The following is a 17329-nucleotide window of genomic DNA, read 5'->3' as shown; positions in this document are numbered from 1 at the left end:
TGCAGTCTTTTTAGGACTTGTCGTTCTCCTTTTCAGAAACTGAACCTTCTTCTTCTGTATCTGTGCTGCAGTCAGAATGTTCCGGCTCTTTTTCTTCTTTCTTTATTTTGAGTGTTCCGTCCGGATTATGTTCACGTCTTGGTGGTCTTGGCGGAATGACGATTCCCTGTTCCGGCTCAACATCTTCTTCTACGAAGTTGTCCGCCTCATCAAATTTAGCCCTTCCGTTAATCATGTCTTCATCAAGAGGAATCTGAACAACCTTTGTAATGCCGCTTTCTGCCATGCTTACACCGATCATGCTTGAAGCTGCAACTACAGTTTTTCTGTTATGAGTAATGACAATATACTGGCTTACGTTTGCAAAGGTCCTCAATGTATTTACGAAACTGGAAACGTTTCTGTCATCGAGGGCCGCATCAATTTCGTCCAGAAGACAGAATGGACTTGGTCTGACCTGATAGGTTGCAAACAGAAGTGCAACTGCGGTCATTGTCTTTTCACCTCCGGAAAGAAGACTGATGTTTTCAAGTTTTTTTCCAGGCGGCTGTGCATATATATCGATTCCGGATGTAAGAACGTTCGTCGGATCACTGAGCCTGAGTTCTGCTCTTCCTCCGTTAAAAAGCCGTCTGAACATATTATGAAAGTTTCTGCGGATTTTGTTGTAAGTATCCAGAAACATTTCACTGGATTTAGTACAGATTTCTTCACTTACGCGAATAAGGTCTTCCAGTGTTTTCTGTGTATCATCATAGTTTGCCTGCTGCCTTTCATAACGCTCTTTTTCTTCCGCAAACTGTTCTACAGCCATGAGGTTTACCTGTCCGAGATCCTGAATTTTCTGTTTTGTCTGGGCAAGTTTTTCCTTTAGCTGAACTGAAGAAGCTGTAATCGTATACATTCTTTCTTCAAATTCCATGAGGTTTCTGGAATGTACGTCCTGAAAGTTCTGCTTTACATTACGGATTTCCGTATCACTTTGAGCTAATCTTACAGTAAGTTCCTCAAGACGGGCCTGGTATTTTTTCTGCTCTTCCTGCTTTTTGCGGATTATGTCGTCCTTTCCGTTTACCTTTGAATTGCATTCAGCAATCTGCTTATCAAGGTCAGAAAGTTCCTTTGTGAGCTGCTCACCCTTGTACTGAAGTTCGGCAATCTGGCTTTCAAGATCTTCTATCTGTTCCGAAAGTTCTTCCTTCTTTTTCTGTTCATGCATAAGGGAAGTTTCATTTTCCTGCATGGTTGCTTTTTCCTGAACAAGGTAGCGGTTTGTCTGGCTGATCTGCTGTTTTATTGATACTACAAGCTGATTGATGGTTGCCTGATTCGTACGCAGGTCGCTAAGGGTTTCCCTATATTCCGAGATTTTTTTATTAAGCTCAGCATTAACTTTAGTAAGTTCCTCGCTTTCCTTCTTTATGGAATCTATTTTTGCAAGGTTTTCCTGAATAAGCTGGTCGATGCTTCTTTTCTTTGTGATTATACCTTCCGGACTTAAGAATTCATCGATAAACTGAGGTGTAGTCTTTGTGTAGTTTTCAATGGATGCAGAAAGTTCATCAAACATTGTAAGCAGGTCTTTGAATGCTGCTACGGCATCTGTGACAATCTTAAGAGAGTCTTTTTCTGTATGATGGGGCAGGGAAGCAAAATCATTGAAAATGTTTGAACGTCCTGTTGCAAAAATCTTAATTTTTTCAAGAAGAATCGTAAGTTCTTCCTTTGCTTTTTTATTTGATGCGGAAGAGTAGCCTGCGTCCCTGAGTTTTGCATCAAGTTTTGTAACGATATCTTCGGTGATGGCTTCAAGATCTTTCTGAAGCAGGGCACGTTCGTTGTCGAGATTATGAATTTTTCCAGAATTTGTTCCTATTATTTTTGTGTTCTCATCAATCTGGCTTGATGAAAGATTTATGTTGGAAACAAAACTATCGATATTCTTGCTTATATCTGCAAGCTGCTTGTCTTTTGCGTGAAGATCAGAATTATGATAATCAATTTCATCATTGAAATCGTCAATCCTCATCTGATTGTTTTTAATTTTGCTTTCAATCTGAGAAATTGTAATGCCTATATCTCGCTCGTCATTTCTATACTTTGAAACAAGTGTATTGAGGCCGCTCTGATCTCTGGCAATTTTTATCTGCTCCATCTGTTTTTTGTTCTGAATGTCCTGAAGCTGTTCAAGCTTATCATTATTTTCATTGATGGAACGGAAAATTTCTTCTATTTCTTTTGCTGCTTCATTGCGTTTTTTTTCTGCTTCCTTTCTTTCTTCTTCGTGACGGGATTTATTTACCGTAAAGTCTTTGAGTTTAAGGAGCTGTATATCAAGTTCATAGTTGAATTTTTCGTCCTGAAGTTTCCTGTATCTGGAAGTTTTTTCCGACTGAACTTTAAGAGTTTCATAACTTCTTTTTGTTTCTGCCAGTGCATGGTCAATCTGTGCAAGGTTTGCTCTTGTTTTTTCCAGATCCCTCTCTGCTTCCTGAATCTGGGCCTTGCTTCTGGAGATTCCCGCAGCTTCCTCAAAAAGGTAACGCCTGTCTTCCGGTTTGCTTGAAAGAATCTGGTCGATTTTTCCCTGTTCCATTACTGAGTAAGCAGCTTTTCCGACGCCTGTATCAAGAAAAAGTTTTCTGATTGCAGTTGCACTTACTTCGTTTCCGTTTATGAAATAGTGATTTTCTACTGAATCATCTTTTTTTGTTCTGTAAATTCGTCTTTTTATTGCAATTTCTTCATCAGCAAGGGGCAGAAGTCCGTTTTCATTTGCAATTGTAAGAGTAACTTCTGCCATGTTAAGAGCCGGCCTTGTTTCTGTTCCGTTGAATATTACGCTGTTCATTGAGTCGGCACGGAGATTTTTTGATTTATTTTCTGCAAGAACCCATTTAATTGCGTCAACTACATTACTTTTTCCACATCCATTCGGTCCCAGTAACGCAGTAATACCGTCAGGGAAGTTGATTTTTGTCCTGTCTGCAAAAGACTTGAACCCGAATATTTCCAGACTTTTTAAAAACACGGTTGTCCTCTTAAAATTATAGTTTTTCTTAAATTCCGTAAAAGTTTTAGAATTATAATGATTTTTGCCTTTAATGTCAGCAAAATCAGCTATTTTTATTCTGCATCTTCCGGCTTCAGAAGTTTTCCGCCGTAAAGGATTTTAGGATAGACTTTTAGATGAAGCTTTTTTTCCAGTGCCGCATAACGGTGCATTTCAACCTCATCTCCAATTACACAGTTTATTCCTGTTTTTCCTGCACGGGCCGTACGTCCTGCCCGATGGATAAAAAAGTCGTCATTTTCAGGAAGATCCATCTGTATTACATGCGTTATATCGGGAATGTCCAGTCCTCTTGAAGCAAGATCCGTTGTTATGAGAATCTTGAGTTTTCCGCTTTTGAATCTGTCTATTACCGTTTTTCTTTCTTTTTTGTCGCTGTGACGGCATAGTCCCTCACATTCAATTTTTCTGAATTTCAACTTTGAAGCGATGTTTTCTACCTGGTCTGTCTTCGAAGTAAATACGATTAGTTTTTCAGGTTTTACTGCGTTTATATAACTTCTCAGGGTGTCTATTTTGTCCCTGCGTTCTGAAAATAAGGCCTGGTGTTCAATGCGTTTCTGTAAAACATCTTCTTTTGGAAGTTCTACAAGTATCATTGATGAACCTTCAATGCCTGCTTCCGTTCTCATTTTTTCCAGGGTTTTTCTTGTAAATTCACTTACCGTAGCAGAATTTCCAATGAGCTGGACTGATTTTGGAAGTCTCTCCATAAGTGCAATGGTTTCATCTCTGAGTTCCGGGCTTAAAAGCCGGTCTGCTTCATCGAGTACGAGGACGTCAACGGCATCAGCTTTCAGTTTTTTTAAGTGAATCAGTTCCAGAAGCCTTGCACTTCCGCCTATAACGGCAACAGGTTTTTCTTTAAGCATTTCTATCTGTCTGGATACAGGGGCTCCGCCTATGCACAGAATGCATTTAAGGGAAGAAAGTTTCTGAAATTGAATTTTTATCTGGCTGGCGAGTTCATATGTAGGAGAAGCAATCAGCAGTTTGACTTCTTTTTTAGGATTATCCAGTTTTAAGAGCCTTTCAACAAGCGGAATAAGATATGCAAAAGTTTTGCCTGTTCCTGTTTCACTCTGGAACAGAATGTTTTCTCTTTGAGAAATAAGGGGAATTACTTTCTGCTGTACGGGAGTCGGTGAAGTTATGCCGTTTTTATTAAGGTTTTCTACTGTTTCTTTTGATAAATCTTCAAATACACTGTTCATGTTTCAAACTATAGCATATTTTCAGCTCTTTGTGGTATAATTTGCGCCATTATGAAGATTGGAATTGATACTTTTGGCTGCGATCACGGACGCTCGGGCTTAGGCTCTTATCTTATTTCTATGTGCAGGCAGCTGAGCATTGATTATCAGGATATTCAGTTTGAACTTTTTGGTTCTGAAATAGACAGATATACATATGTTTCTCCTGAAACCGAGAAAAATCCAAACCTTACTTTTAAAAGTGTCAATATACTGGAAGGGGTAACGCCTGAACTTTTATGGCATAAGTTTCAGTTTAATTCCTTTGCAAAAAAACAGAAGTATGATGCCGTTATTTTTCCGGCAGGCGCAAGAATCATACCGTCTAATTTTTCCGTTCCTTCCATTGCCATAATCAGTGACATGGTCAGCAGTGTTTTTGATAAGACAAAAAATGCATTTCTCCGGCGTCAGATTGTAAAGGGGCTTTCCCGGGCAGACTGCGTTATTGCAGCCAGTGATTTTATAAGGAATGACCTGCTTTCTTCAGGAATAACACCGAATCGTGTTGAGGTTGTTCATAATGGCATTGATCACAGTATTTTTTATCCGCAGGAAAATCTTGGAATTGAAAATGATGTAGTTGATATAAAGCCATTTGCAATAAAAAAACCGTATATAATTTATGCCAGCCGCATGCAGCGCGAAGAAAAAAAGCATGTGGAACTGATTAAGGCTTTTACGCTCTTTAAGGAAAGAACAGGACTTCCTCACAGACTTGTTATTTCTGGAAGTGAAGGTCCGTACAGTGATTTTGTTCACAGGGCAGCTTTTACTTCGTCAGCAGCAAGTGATATTTTTATAACCGGATATTTTCCTCATGAAGGATTTCCTGAACTTTACCGGGGTGCAGAAATATGTGCTTTTCCTTCAATGAATGAAGGAGTAGGGCTTCCTGTTCTTGAAGCGATGGCTACGGGAATTCCGGTAACCTGTTCTTCATCTGGAGCCCTGAAGGAAATTGCCGGAAATAATGCACTGTTTTTTGACAGTAACAATGTTGAGGAAATTTCTTATTGTCTTGAGCGTCTTGCAGTTGATTCGGAACTCAGGGCTAAACTTGTTGCCAGTGGGCTTGAATGGACTAAAAATTTTAAATGGGAAAAAACCGCTGCAAAAACCATGGAAGTGGTTCTGTCTGTAATAAAAAGACAGTAAGCGATAAAAAAAACTGCATTATGCCTATAGTCTGGCAATAATGCAGTTTTTTTATTTTTGAACTCAGGCTGTCTTTTCTTCGATCAGGAGAGTTTTCGGGTCAGGGATACATTTCTGATTTACGATGTCTCTGGTTATTACAAGTTTCTTTTTTCCCTTGACGCTCGGTACTTCGAACATTATGTCAAGAAGTATTTTTTCAACAATAGCCCTCAGTCCTCTGGCTCCTGTTTTATTCTTTATTGCAATTTCTGCAAGTTCTTCTATTGACTCGTCGTTGAAACTGAGATCAACGTCATCTATTGCAAGGCTGGCCTGGAACTGTTTCGTGATTGCATTTTTAGGTTCTGTAAGAATCCTCTTGAGATCAGCCTTGTCAAGTTCCTTAAGTGCACAGGTAATAGGAAGACGACCGATAAGTTCAGGAATGATTCCGAATTTTACGAGATCGTCAGATGTAACCTGATTAAGAAGTTCCATTCTTTCTGCTTCAGTTCTTCTTGTTCCTTCTGCACCGAATCCGATTGAACTGGTAGAGAGGCGTTTTTCAATTATTTTATCCAGATCAACAAAAGCTCCACCACAGATGAAGAGAATATTTGTTGTATCAATATGGATCATGTCCTGATTAGGATGTTTTCTTCCACCCTGAGGAGGAACGGAAGCTACTGTACCTTCAAGAATTTTCAGGAGTGCCTGCTGTACGCCTTCTCCGGAAACATCCCGTGTTATTGAAGTATTTTCGCTTTTTCTTGCAATTTTATCTATTTCATCGATAAAAATTATGCCTCTTTCTGCTGCCTTTTCATCCTGTCCGGCTGCGTTATAAAGCTTTAAAAGGACGTTTTCTACGTCTTCGCCTACGTAACCGGCTTCTGTAAGCGTGGTTGCATCAGCTATTGCAAAGGGAACATTAAGTTTCTGGGCAAGCGTTTTTGCAAGAAGGGTTTTTCCTGAGCCTGTAGGTCCGAGAAGAAGGACATTTGATTTTTCAATCTTAATGTTTTCTCCTGTTTTTGAGAGCCTGTCTCCTGAAAGCTGTTTATAGTGATTGTATACGGCTACAGAAAGAACTTTTTTTGCATAGTCCTGTCCGATTACATATTGATCAAGATATTCCTTGAATTCTTTTGGAGTAGGGATGTCCTCCATATTGATAGGAGCAATGGAATGTTCCTGATCATCAAGAACGTCACGACACGCATCTACACAGAATTCACAGATGTATACGTCAGGAATTGCCGGTGATTGAACGACTCTTCTTGAACTGTCCGCAGGTTTTCCGCAGTATGCGCAGATCTTTGCGTCTCCTTTACCAAAACGTGCCATTATTTATTTTCTCCTTTTTTAGAAGCTTTTGTAGAAATGAGAATGTCATCGATAATGCCGTAGTCTTTTGCCTCTTCAGCACTCATGAAAAAGTCTCTTTCCATGTCATGAGCAAGTTCTTCTTCTGATTTTCCTGTCTGCTGGGCAAGGTATTTTATGCTGAGTTTTTTTAATCTGATGATTTCTTTTGCACGGATTGCAATATCACTTTCCTGACCTTCGGCTCCGCCTCTAGGCTGATGAATCATTACGCGGCTGGACGGAAGTGCATGTCTTTTTCCAGGTGTTCCTCCTGCAAGAAGGATTGCTCCCATGCTTGCTGCCTGACCCATGCAGATAGTCTGAATGTCGCATTTTACGTACTGCATAGTGTCATAAATTGCAAGCCCGGCTGTTACAGAGCCCCCGGGGCTGTTAATGTACATGTTTATATCTTTGTCAGGATTTTCACTTTCAAGATAAAGAAGCTGGGCAACAATTAAGTCGGCTGTTTCATCCCTGATTTCTCCATCAACGAAGATAATGCGGTCTTTCAAGAGTCTTGAGTATAAGTCATAAGCCCGTTCGCTGTTTCCGCTTCGTTCCATAACTGTAGGAACCAGTGTGTTCATGTATTCGTTCATGTAAACTCCCGTGATTTTTAAACCTGTTTTATTAGATTTAATGTTTTTATACTTAATAATATAAACAAAAAAAACGGAATGCGACAACACTCCGTTTTCACAAAATTATATTTTACTTTATCTTTCGTTCTTGAAAAGATCAGCAAAAGTCATTTTGTCGCCTTTTTCTACCTTTACTTCTTTGTAAAGTTCATCAAAAAGCTTGTTTTCTTTCGTATCATCGATAAGGTATTCCTTAGTTTTAGGATCCTTATAGTGATCTTTTACTTCTTCAACAGTCATTCCGTTTTCAGAAGCAATTTTTTCGTACTGAGCCTCGATTTCTTCCGGTGTAACGGAAATATTCTTTTCGCGAAGGAGTGTGTCTACGATAAGACGGCTCTTAAGCATTTTTTCGCTGTTGCCTGTCCACTGGTCAAGCATTGCGTCTTTTGACTGGCCGCTTGCAACAACCATCTTTTCAAGCTGTTCCGGTGATGTCCTGAACTGCTGTGCCATCATGTTCCAGCGGCTTTCTTTTTCTGCTGCAACCATTGAAGCAGGAAGTTCGATAGGATTCTTTTCTACGAGCTGGTCAAGAAGACTCTGGTTTTTGATTTCTGCAATTTTTCTGTTCTTTGCAGTTTCAAGATTCAGCATTATGTCTTTTTTAAGATCCTCAAGAGTCTTGAATTTTTCATTAACATCCTGAGCAAGATCGTCATCAAGTTCTGGAAGGTTGCGTACTTTTACAGCTTTAACTGTTACACTGATTTTCTTAGTTTTTCCGGCAAGGTCTTTATCTGCATCATCTGCTGCAAAGGTTTTTGAGAATTCTTTTGTATCATTCTTCTTCATGCCGAGGATTTCATCATCAAATTTGTAGATATTCTCGCCGCTTCCAACTGTAAATACGAAGTCCTGTCTTTCGCTGCCTTCAACTGTTGAACCGTCTTCGTTGAGTTCCTTGTAATCTACAGTTACAATATTTTCTTTTTCTACAGGGTCACCGTCTTTTTTGTCGATAACCATTGCATTGCGTTCCTGAATGGCTTTGAGTTCATTGTTAAGTTCTTCGTCGCCAACTTTAACCTGTGGTTCCTTTACAGTGATTCCTTTGAAGTTAGTAACTTCTACTTTTGGGAATACATCGTAAATTACTGTGTATGTAAGATCTTTTGATGAATCAAATTCTGGCATCTTGTCGTTCTCAAGACGCGGCTGACTGTAAGGAAGAGGGCGGATGTCTTTTGCATCTTCTTCCTTAAAGATTTCATTGAGTGATTCGTCGATTATGTCTCCGATGCTTTCAATTTTAAGTGAGTCGCCGTATTTCTGCTCAAGGACGCTTGCAGGAACATGGCCTTTTCTGAAGCCTGGAAGCTGCAGGTTTTTTGAATACTTAGCAAGTGTCTTTTTGTAGCCTTCAGCTACATCTTCTTTTGAAACAGTTGCAGTGAGTTTTACTGCTGAATTTTCGATTCTTGTGAATTCTTTTGTTACTTTCACTTGAGTGTCCTCTGTTTTATAAAAATTGTAAAAAAAAAGCGATTTGAGAATAATCAAATCGCTCTATATTTTCGAGCAGGAAACGGGGATCGAACCCGCGACATCGACCTTGGCAAGGTCGCGCTCTACCACTGAGCCATTCCTGCAAATAATTTGCGTTTCCGCTGTTTGTTTCGAGCAGGAAACGGGGATCGAACCCGCGACATCGACCTTGGCAAGGTCGCGCTCTACCACTGAGCCATTCCTGCAAACTTAAAACACTAAAATCAAAAATTAGTGCGAGAGAAGGGACTTGAACCCTCACGCCTAGGGCACCAGATCCTAAGTCTGGCGTGTCTGCCAATTTCACCACCCTCGCAAGAAAAAGTGCCTGAATCAGCCTAAACGGGGTTAAAATCCTTATGAGCGATGGGAGGATCGAACTCCCGACCCACAGATTAAGAGTCTGTTGCTCTACCAGCTGAGCTAATCGCCCGTATTTTTATTACTTGGCCTGTTAAAGTATGCGTCCGACACGACTTGAACGTGCAACCTCCGGATTCGAAGTCCATTGCTCTATCCGATTGAGCTACGGACGCGTGGGTTACTCCATTCTATACTTTACAGAGTCTGGGTGCCTGGTGGGGTTCGAACCCACGACAACCAGATCCACAATCTGGGATTCCACCGCTGAACTACAGGCACCGTGTAATCAACGTAGAAGAATATATCGTAAAACATAAAACTTTGTCAAGTGAGTTAAAAAAAATAATAAAAAAAAATCATTTTTTTTCGTAAATATTTAATCATCATTATTCTAAAGTTGAATTTTAAAATTCCGATAAACAGAGTAGGAGTGGAAATATGAATTTTACAGAAAATCATAGAGCTGATCTTGCTGAAGTTTTAGTAAATCTTGAAGGCGTTCTGGATGCCATCCTCGTAAAACAGAATGAAATTCATGAATGCGTAAGGGAACGCCGCTGGAGTGATCTGGAGGAAAATTTGTGTAAAATCAGAACTCTCAGTGATTCTTTTGTAAATCTTGATAAAAAAAGGGAAATTCTTGCCGGTGATGATAAATCCATTTATATGGATAAAAATATTTCCCCTGTTTTTACCAGTGTAAGGTCAAAACTTATGAAAAGTAAGATTGAAAATGAAGCTCTTGCAAAATATGTTCAGTCCGCTCAGAAATTTGTTTATGGTGTTATTGAACGCTGTACACCGCAGCAGAGAACTCCGGTTTATACCCGTACCGGTCAGTTACGTAAATCTTCGGCGCCTTCACTTATTGTGAATGCAGTATTTTGATTATTTCGGGGGAACTTTATTATGGGAAATTCTTTTGCAGGTATAGAAATAGGAAAAAGATCAATTCAGGCTCATACAGTACAGATTCAGACTGCAGGTCATAATATCTCAAATGCAGATACTGAAGGGTATTCCAGACAGCGTGTTATCGTAAAGTCGTTTGAACCTATATATCGTCCTGACCTGGAACGTGAGATGCGCCCTGGACAGCTTGGACAGGGTACTGATGTAGAAAGCGTAACCAGAATCCGGGATGAACTTCTTGAGTCAAGAATCGTTGCACAGGAAAATGAAGAGACTTACTGGGAAACAAGAAATAATTATTATTCAATGATTGAGCAGGTTTACAATGAGCCTGATGAAATTTCAGTAAGATACAATATGGATAAATTCTGGGAAGGGTGGCAGGAACTTTCTAATTATCCTGAAAGCGATGCAGCCCGTCAGGCAGTCGTTACAAGAGGAGAAAGTCTTACAAACTCAATCAGGCAGCAGTTTAACTCTCTGAAATCAATCAGAAATCAGATTAATGGAGATATAGAAGCGACTGTAAAGCAGGTTAATGATTATTCGCGGCAGATTTCTGCACTTAATGCTGAAATAGTAAAATCAAAGGCTGTGGGGGATAATCCTAATGATCTGATGGACAGAAGGGATCTTCTTGTAGAAAAACTTTCAGGCCTGATAAACGTTACTGTTACTCAGCGGGATCCGGATGAATTTATGGTTCATACAGACGGACAGATTATCGTTCAGGGGGCCGTAAACAGACAGATTGGATTTGCACCTCAGGATAATGACAGCGGATATTCAAAGCTTGTATGGACTGATACGAATGCTGATGCTTATTTCAGGGGCGGTTCCCTTGGGGCACTTGTTGAACTTAGGGATAAAGATCTTCGAGCCCAGCTTCAGTCCCTTGATACGATGACTCTTAATTTTGCAGACCTTGTGAATGACGTTCACCGCAACTCTGTAGGAAAAAACAATGTTACGGGTCTTGATTTTTTTGTACAGCATGATTTTGTTGAGAATGTAAATGGTAATTATGATTCCGACGGCGACGGTGTTGAAGATTCCAGCCGGATATTCAGAATTACTGGAAATAACGCCTTAAAAGCCCAGGAACAGACTGGTCTTGCAGGAACGATGACTTTTAATGCCGGTGCAGAAACTGTAAGCGTTCCGTATTATCCGACTGATACGGTTGAGGATGTTATAAATCGTATTAATGATTCTGCTTCAGAAGTAAAGGCTTATTTGGACAGAAATAATTCCCTTGTATTGAAAGCTTCTGCAGCTTCAGATGCTTCAAATCCTGATTTTGTAATACGTCATGTTGAAGATTCCGGTCTTTTCCTTGCCGGATATGCAGGAATACTCAGTCAGTCCGGCGAAGCCGGAGCCTTTGACTGGAACAGGGCTGATGCTGTTAATTCTCTTGCCGGTGCCCAGTTTGCTGTAAGTCCGTTAAGGAATCCTTCTGCTTATGTAGAAGTTAATCCTTCCATTGTTTCAGATGTTTCAAGTGTTGCTTCTGCCTATGCTAACGGGCAGGGCTTTGCAGATGCTTCTGACGGACGGGCGGCTGTTGAGCTTGCGGCAATCAGAAATACAAAAGTAATGATTGGTAAACAGAGAACCTTTGATGATTATTTTGCTGATACAGTTACTGAAGTAGGTTTGAAAGGAGAGCAGGCACAGAATCAGCTTGCAAGCCAGAATAAGATTATGGATGATCTGAGGAGTCTTCGTGATTCTATAAGCGGTGTCAATATTGATGAAGAACTTGCTGATATAATTAAATTTCAGCATGGGTATAATGCAGCTGCAAAATTTATTTCGGTACAGGATGCACTTCTTGATACTCTCATAAACCGTCTTGGAGTCTGAACAGTTTTTTGGTTATATGTTGAAACATAAGGAGAAACGGAATGAATAGAATAAGTTCACAGATGAATAATAATGATACTCAGTACTATCTTAGAAAGCAGGAAATACGCCAGAATCAGATGAATGCTCAGATCGGAAGTCAGAGTAGAATTGGATCTCTGAGGGATGATCCTATTGCTGCCGGTCATCTTGTCCGCTATCAGTCTTATTTAACCCGTGTCAATCAGTTTGAGAAAAATGCACAGACTGCGGCTGATAATTTTCAGGTAAGGGACGGTTATATAAATCAGAACCTTCAGATAATGCAGAGGGTACGTGAACTGGCTGTTACAGGAGCAAATGGTACTTACAATCAGGATGACCTTAAGAATATGGCTGTTGAAGTTAATGAACTTTTAAAGGAAATGATTCAGAATGCCAATGCTGTCGGTCCTGATGGTAATTCACTTTTTGCTGGAACGAGAAGCAGTTCAACAGCTTTTGATATAATAATGGGAAATGTTCCTGGTGCTGACGGTGCTTTGATAGAGGAAGTACGTTATAACGGAAATATCGGTTTAAATAAAATTGAAGTAGATGAAAACAATTATATGACTCTTGATGCTTCCGGAAATAAAACATTCTGGGCAGAAAAACAGTCTTTGATAGCACAGCGTGATATGACTTCCTGGCAGAGTGCTTCTGATGCCGTAATTTCTGTTGATGGAGTTGATATTAAGATAAATGCAGGTGACAATGTTTATGCTCTTGCAGCAAAAATCAATGATTCCGGAGCAGCTATAAAGGCTTCCGTTGATCCTATATCAAACGGTCTTTCTCTTGTAACTACTGATGCTCACCAGATATGGCTTGAAGACAGGGATGGAAGTGTTTTGGGAGACCTTGGAATCATAAAGGATAAGAGCCAGCTTCCTCCTTACAATATTGCCGATAATGTAAAAGTTTCAGGCGGTTCATTGTTTGACTCTGTAATAGCTTTAAGGGATGCCATGCTGAGGGGTGATAATGAAGCTATTGGCGGAAGAATATTGGGAACTCTTGATGAGGGAATGAATAATCTTACGACCCGTCTGGCTAAATCTGGAAGTGACTATGAACGTGCTGTAAATAACGTGGAACTTGCAAAGACAAACAATCTTAATGTTACACGTCTTGTAAGCCGTGAAGGTGATGTGGATATGACGAAAGCCATTACAGACCTTAAAATGCTTGAGTATGTAAATCAGGCAACTCTCAGCAATGCCGGTAAAATGTATTCAAGCACGCTTCTTGATTATATAAGATAAAATAATGCAGGAAAAGGCAGGTAAAAAAATGCAGGTAAAAACAAAGATGATGGGAACTGTAGAAGTTGATCAGAATCATGTAATTAATATTCCGGACGGACTTTTCGGATTTGAGGAATATACGGATTTTGCACTTATTGAAAGTCAGTATAAACCGTTTATATGGCTTCAGTCTCTTAAGGAACAGAATCTTGCTTTTCTTTTAATTGATCCTTTCATCATTTGTTCGGATTATGAAGCTGATATTGACGACAGGGAACTTTTGAAGATTGGTATAAAGGATCCTGCAGATGTAACCGTAATGACTGTGGTCACCGTTCCAAGTGACGGAAGCGCGGTAACTGCTAACCTTCAGGGACCGCTTGTTATTAACAAGAAAAATCATAAATGCATGCAGGCTATTCTTGACGGAACAAAATGGACTACTAAGCATAATATCCTCGGTGCCCTCAAGGCAAAGGAGGAAAACTGATGCTGATTCTTTCCCGAAAAGTTGACCAGAAGATAAGAATAGGTGATGAGATAACCCTTACTATAATCGAAGTAAGGGGAGATCAGGTAAAGATAGGAGTTGAGGCTCCTAAAAACGTAAAAGTATTTCGTCAGGAAGTATTTGATGAAATACAGAATGAAAATAAAGCTGCCGCAACCCAGCCGTCAGAAGAACAGCTTAAAAAGCTTTTTTCCTAAGACTGTTTTTCTTCGGAGAGTTTTTTCTCCCGTACAATTTCAGCTTCACTTTTTCTGACATAAAGGGGACCGTCATAATCTGAAAGCGGTTCCTTTTTTTCTGCAATCATTTTTTCAGCTATTTCGAACAGGCTTTCGCAGCTGTCATTTTCCGGAAGGAAAGAGTGTACTGAGTACATAGGGTAGTCCGTGTTTACACGCTCCGTAAAATTCTTTGCCCCCGGACCACAGGCAAGTACGCCTGCTTCTGCATCAATCTGTTTAAGGATTTCTTCAACTGTTAAATCTTCGTCTTCCCTCAGTTTTTGACCTCTGACAAAGAAATTACAGAAGTACTCGTCTTCTTTTGCTTCAATTAAGGGAAGTACTGTTTCCAATGCTCTTTTATATGGCCATGAGTAAGCTTCAAGTGAAGGAATTCCGTATAGGGGAATGTTGTGGGAAAGATTCAGAGCTTTGAGGGTGCTCATTCCGAGTCTAAGTCCTGTAAAGGTTCCCGGTCCTGATGTACATGCTGTATAATCAAGGTCAGCTGCTTTCAGTCCGGCTTCTTTCATTACATAGTCAACTGCCGGGAGGAGTTTTTCTGACTGTTTAATACCAACGTCAAGAGTTAATTTTATAAGATTATTTTCTTTTTTTGCTGCAACCGTAATTTTAGAAACAGCACAGTCTATGGCAAGTGCATTCATTTTTTTATCTCCACATTCCAGTTTTCAATGGTGATTGTACGTCCTGAGTTTTCATCGGGAGTGATTGTCATGTAAATGGTCTTTTTTGGAAGTTCTTTTTGTACTTTTTCGCTCCATTCGATTATGCAGACCCCGTTTCCGTAAAGCATGTCTTCAACCCCCAGGTTAATGAAGTCTTCTTCTCCATCAAGACGGTATACGTCCATGTGATAAAGGGGCATTTTTTCTCCTTCATACTCGCTTATCAGACAGAAAGTCGGGCTTGTGATGTTATCTTTTACACCAAGAGCTTCTGCAATTCCCTTTGTAATTGTTGTTTTTCCGGCTGCAAGAGTGCCTGTCATTGCTATTACGTCACCTGGTTTTAAAAGGGCTCCTATTTTTTTTCCGAGCTCTATGGTTTCTTCTGAGGAATCTGTATGAAAAGTCATTTTTTGCCTTTAAACTTATGGAAGCTTTCCTTCGTTTGAAAGTTCCGTAATATATTGTTTGAGGGATTTTGTTATCGGGAGAACAGGGTAGTCAAGTGTTTTTGGAAGCGGTTCAAGGTCAATGCTCTTCATTCCCAGGGGATTGATTTCTATTGAGAAATTCACCTGAAATGAAACCTGCCTGTTGAGTACTTCCATTATGACTGTGGCTTTGTAGCGGTCAATGTAGTAGATGTAGCTTTCTTCCTTAGAAATCGCTCGTAATCCCAAAATCCTCATACAGTATATTTTAATGCTTATCAATTAAAAAAACAATTAGGTTACGTAAAATCATTTAAGATTTGACTGAGTGCTGTTACAGGGCATTATATCCGTAAATCTGTGCATAAATCCTGTTTTGGGCTGAAATTGAAATCTGTTCGAATTTTACGTGTATTATAAAGTTTTTTCCGTCCTGGGCCCTGTTTGTAACTATAATTATTCCCGAAGCTTCAAGAAGTTCTGGATTGTTGAGTTGAAAATAGAGCTTTAAGTACTGGCCTTTTTTTATAGGCAGAGAGGATTTTAAACTGCAGCCTGTTGCGGAAATATCAAGAAGTTTTCCCGGATAGCGGTTTTTCATGACTGTAAATTTTTTCTTGTTTTTTTGAGTTTCAAGTTTTATGGCTGAAAATTCACATTCGGTTTCAATATCCATTCGTTTTGCAAGCCTTCTTAAAATCGGTTCCAGCTGGTCAGAAGTTGTTACCGTCATCAAAGGTCTGTCCTTATTGTCTTTTTCATAACGGATTATCCGGGTTATCATTTTGTATCTGGTATCAGAAGGTGTGCTGAAGGATAAGGTTATCTTTGTAAGTGGTTCCGGTCTGTTTTCTGATTCAATGAATCCAGATGGAAGCAGGATAGTCATTCCGCTTTCCTTATTTTCAAGAAGCGTAAGAGTCCAGAGGCGTTTCTTTTCATCGTTATAGGTAAAGTTCAGTCCTTCTTTCAGACTCCTGGTGCTTTTTAACTGAAGCTTCTTTTCGTGACATTTTTCCAGTTTGTATCTTAAACTGAAAAGTTCCTGTATTTTTTCTTCATCAACTTCCAGTACAATCATGTCCTGGTATTCAGCAGAAAAAAGCTGATCCATGAGTTTGTTGTCTCTGTAGCTGTATTCAATGTTTGGAACCTGATTTTTTTTGCAGATGCTCCATAACATTGAAATTTCACTTTTTGTAAGAGCTGCTTCTCTTGCCAGATTTTTAACGTTTTTCAGTACTGTCGGAAGGTTTTTGTGTGTCTCAATCCAGTTTTTGGAGGAATGAATGTTTTTTATGTGCCGGATTATGAGGTAGAGTATAAAAAGCAGGATAAGGATTATTGCAGCGCCTAATATGAAAAGGTAAGTAAAACTGTCCTGCCTTGCATTGACAGGTGATAAAGTCTTGTCCATAGGCACCTCCATTAAAGTCACGGCTGAAACGGTTTGCGGCTGCAGGGTACTTAATGCAGCCGCTCTGGCTCCTTCTATTATTTTAACACATTCTTTACTGATTGTGAAAGTTTTCTTAGTCTCGGGGAAATTTCGTACTCTGCAATATCACCTGTCGTAACAGTATCGTTTGACTCAAGCGCCTGTTCAAAATCTGAAAGCAGTGGGGCGAAATCCTTAAAGAATTCTCCCATTTCTTTTCCGTCTATCTGTATGGATTTGTAGGTGTCTGGAAAAAGGGCACTGAAAGTTGCTGTCCTGCAGAAAACATCAATGGCATTTGCAAGCTCGGTTATTATTGCATGAGCCTGCTCGTCTTTTCCGCTCTGAAGGTAGATACTTATATTTTCAAGTTTCTCAGAAAGGGTTTCAAAGCTTGTTCCGCAGTGTATGAATGAATCCTTGATTTCCGGCTCTGATATTACTTCCAGTTCTATGACAGTATCATCTTTAAGTTCCATAAGGCATGCGCTGTCAAAATCTTCTGCCAGAATTTTCTTTCCGTTTATCGTGATACCGATTGTTGCGGCATTATTCTTTGCAGCTTCTTCTTCAAATGCTTTAAGAACTTCTCCTATTGTTTTTTCATTTTCTAAAGTTACGTCAGCATTCTGACCGTTTATTTTAAGTTCCACGTTTTACC

General features: G+C 39.7%; 16 protein-coding genes and 6 tRNA genes. 6 read left to right on the top strand and 16 right to left on the bottom strand.

The window, feature by feature from the left end; all coding sequences use genetic code 11:
- Window positions 1–10: 10 nt before the first annotated feature.
- Window positions 11–3031, bottom strand: a complete 3021-nt coding sequence (locus HNP77_RS04410) for a chromosome segregation SMC family protein (protein ID WP_184651933.1) — start codon at window positions 3029–3031, stop codon at window positions 11–13.
- A gap of 95 nt (window positions 3032–3126) precedes the next feature.
- Window positions 3127–4287, bottom strand: coding sequence for a DEAD/DEAH box helicase (locus HNP77_RS04405; protein ID WP_184651932.1), 1161 nt, complete (start codon window positions 4285–4287; stop codon window positions 3127–3129).
- A 51-nt stretch (window positions 4288–4338) separates the two neighbouring features.
- Between HNP77_RS04405 and HNP77_RS04400 the strand changes: the two genes are divergently transcribed.
- On the top strand, window positions 4339–5484 hold the full coding sequence (locus HNP77_RS04400; protein WP_184651931.1) for a glycosyltransferase family 4 protein: 1146 nt from the start codon (window positions 4339–4341) through the stop codon (window positions 5482–5484).
- Window positions 5485–5547: 63 nt separating this feature from the next.
- On the opposite strand, the gene clpX is transcribed toward HNP77_RS04400, so the two are convergent.
- The 9 genes from clpX to HNP77_RS04355 all read right to left on the bottom strand — a co-directional run bounded on the left by clpX (window position 5548) and on the right by HNP77_RS04355 (window position 9608).
- A complete protein-coding gene (gene clpX, locus HNP77_RS04395; RefSeq protein ID WP_184651930.1) occupies window positions 5548–6813 on the bottom strand; it encodes an ATP-dependent protease ATP-binding subunit ClpX in 1266 nt (421 codons plus the stop codon).
- On the bottom strand, window positions 6813–7436 hold the full coding sequence (gene clpP / locus HNP77_RS04390; protein ID WP_184651929.1) for an ATP-dependent Clp endopeptidase proteolytic subunit ClpP: 624 nt from the start codon (window positions 7434–7436) through the stop codon (window positions 6813–6815). The genes clpX and clpP overlap by 1 nt, the downstream gene beginning before the upstream one ends.
- A 117-nt stretch (window positions 7437–7553) precedes the next feature.
- Entirely contained in the window at window positions 7554–8924 is a 1371-nt protein-coding gene (gene tig, locus HNP77_RS04385) for a trigger factor (RefSeq protein ID WP_184651928.1), read from the bottom strand.
- Window positions 8925–8998: 74 nt separating this feature from the next.
- Window positions 8999–9070, bottom strand: a tRNA-Gly gene (locus tag HNP77_RS04380).
- Window positions 9071–9100: 30 nt separating this feature from the next.
- A tRNA-Gly gene (locus HNP77_RS04375) sits at window positions 9101–9172 on the bottom strand.
- A gap of 29 nt (window positions 9173–9201) precedes the next feature.
- A tRNA-Leu gene (locus HNP77_RS04370) sits at window positions 9202–9282 on the bottom strand.
- A 44-nt stretch (window positions 9283–9326) separates the two neighbouring features.
- A tRNA-Lys gene (locus HNP77_RS04365) sits at window positions 9327–9399 on the bottom strand.
- Window positions 9400–9428: 29 nt separating this feature from the next.
- A tRNA-Arg gene (locus HNP77_RS04360) sits at window positions 9429–9502 on the bottom strand.
- A 34-nt stretch (window positions 9503–9536) separates the two neighbouring features.
- A tRNA-His gene (locus HNP77_RS04355) sits at window positions 9537–9608 on the bottom strand.
- Window positions 9609–9767: 159 nt separating this feature from the next.
- Between HNP77_RS04355 and HNP77_RS04350 the strand changes: the two genes are divergently transcribed.
- Genes HNP77_RS04350 through csrA form a run of 5 tightly spaced genes read left to right on the top strand, consistent with a single transcriptional unit; the run spans window position 9768 to window position 14086 of the window.
- On the top strand, window positions 9768–10217 hold the full coding sequence (locus HNP77_RS04350; protein ID WP_184651927.1) for a hypothetical protein: 450 nt from the start codon (window positions 9768–9770) through the stop codon (window positions 10215–10217).
- A 21-nt stretch (window positions 10218–10238) separates the two neighbouring features.
- Entirely contained in the window at window positions 10239–12110 is a 1872-nt protein-coding gene (flgK, locus tag HNP77_RS04345; RefSeq protein WP_184651926.1) for a flagellar hook-associated protein FlgK, read from the top strand.
- 41 nt (window positions 12111–12151) lie between these two features.
- Entirely contained in the window at window positions 12152–13396 is a 1245-nt protein-coding gene (locus tag HNP77_RS04340; protein WP_184651925.1) for a flagellar hook-associated protein 3, read from the top strand.
- Window positions 13397–13424: 28 nt separating this feature from the next.
- Entirely contained in the window at window positions 13425–13868 is a 444-nt protein-coding gene (gene fliW, locus HNP77_RS04335) for a flagellar assembly protein FliW (RefSeq protein WP_184651997.1), read from the top strand.
- Window positions 13868–14086, top strand: coding sequence for a carbon storage regulator CsrA (gene csrA / locus HNP77_RS04330; protein WP_184651924.1), 219 nt, complete (start codon window positions 13868–13870; stop codon window positions 14084–14086). The genes fliW and csrA overlap by 1 nt, the downstream gene beginning before the upstream one ends.
- Here the strand turns inward: csrA and tsaB are convergent.
- The 5 genes from tsaB to HNP77_RS04305 form a co-directional block, all read right to left on the bottom strand.
- Window positions 14083–14778, bottom strand: a complete 696-nt coding sequence (gene tsaB, locus HNP77_RS04325) for a tRNA (adenosine(37)-N6)-threonylcarbamoyltransferase complex dimerization subunit type 1 TsaB (protein WP_184651923.1) — start codon at window positions 14776–14778, stop codon at window positions 14083–14085. The genes csrA and tsaB overlap by 4 nt on opposite strands.
- Entirely contained in the window at window positions 14775–15209 is a 435-nt protein-coding gene (tsaE, locus tag HNP77_RS04320; protein WP_184651922.1) for a tRNA (adenosine(37)-N6)-threonylcarbamoyltransferase complex ATPase subunit type 1 TsaE, read from the bottom strand. The genes tsaB and tsaE overlap by 4 nt, the downstream gene beginning before the upstream one ends.
- A gap of 15 nt (window positions 15210–15224) precedes the next feature.
- Window positions 15225–15488, bottom strand: a complete 264-nt coding sequence (locus HNP77_RS04315; protein ID WP_184651921.1) for a hypothetical protein — start codon at window positions 15486–15488, stop codon at window positions 15225–15227.
- A gap of 76 nt (window positions 15489–15564) precedes the next feature.
- Window positions 15565–16647, bottom strand: coding sequence for a PilZ domain-containing protein (locus HNP77_RS04310; RefSeq protein ID WP_184651920.1), 1083 nt, complete (start codon window positions 16645–16647; stop codon window positions 15565–15567).
- A gap of 77 nt (window positions 16648–16724) precedes the next feature.
- Complete coding sequence (locus HNP77_RS04305) at window positions 16725–17321, bottom strand: hypothetical protein (RefSeq protein WP_184651919.1); 597 nt, start codon at window positions 17319–17321, stop codon at window positions 16725–16727.
- Window positions 17322–17329 lie beyond the last annotated feature (8 nt).

Origin of the sequence: Treponema rectale, from assembly GCF_014202035.1 — a bacterium.
Lineage (GTDB): Bacteria > Spirochaetota > Spirochaetia > Treponematales > Treponemataceae > Treponema_D > Treponema_D rectale.
The sequence above is the reverse complement of the archived record's forward strand: the minus strand, read 5'-3'. Positions and strand labels throughout refer to the sequence as shown.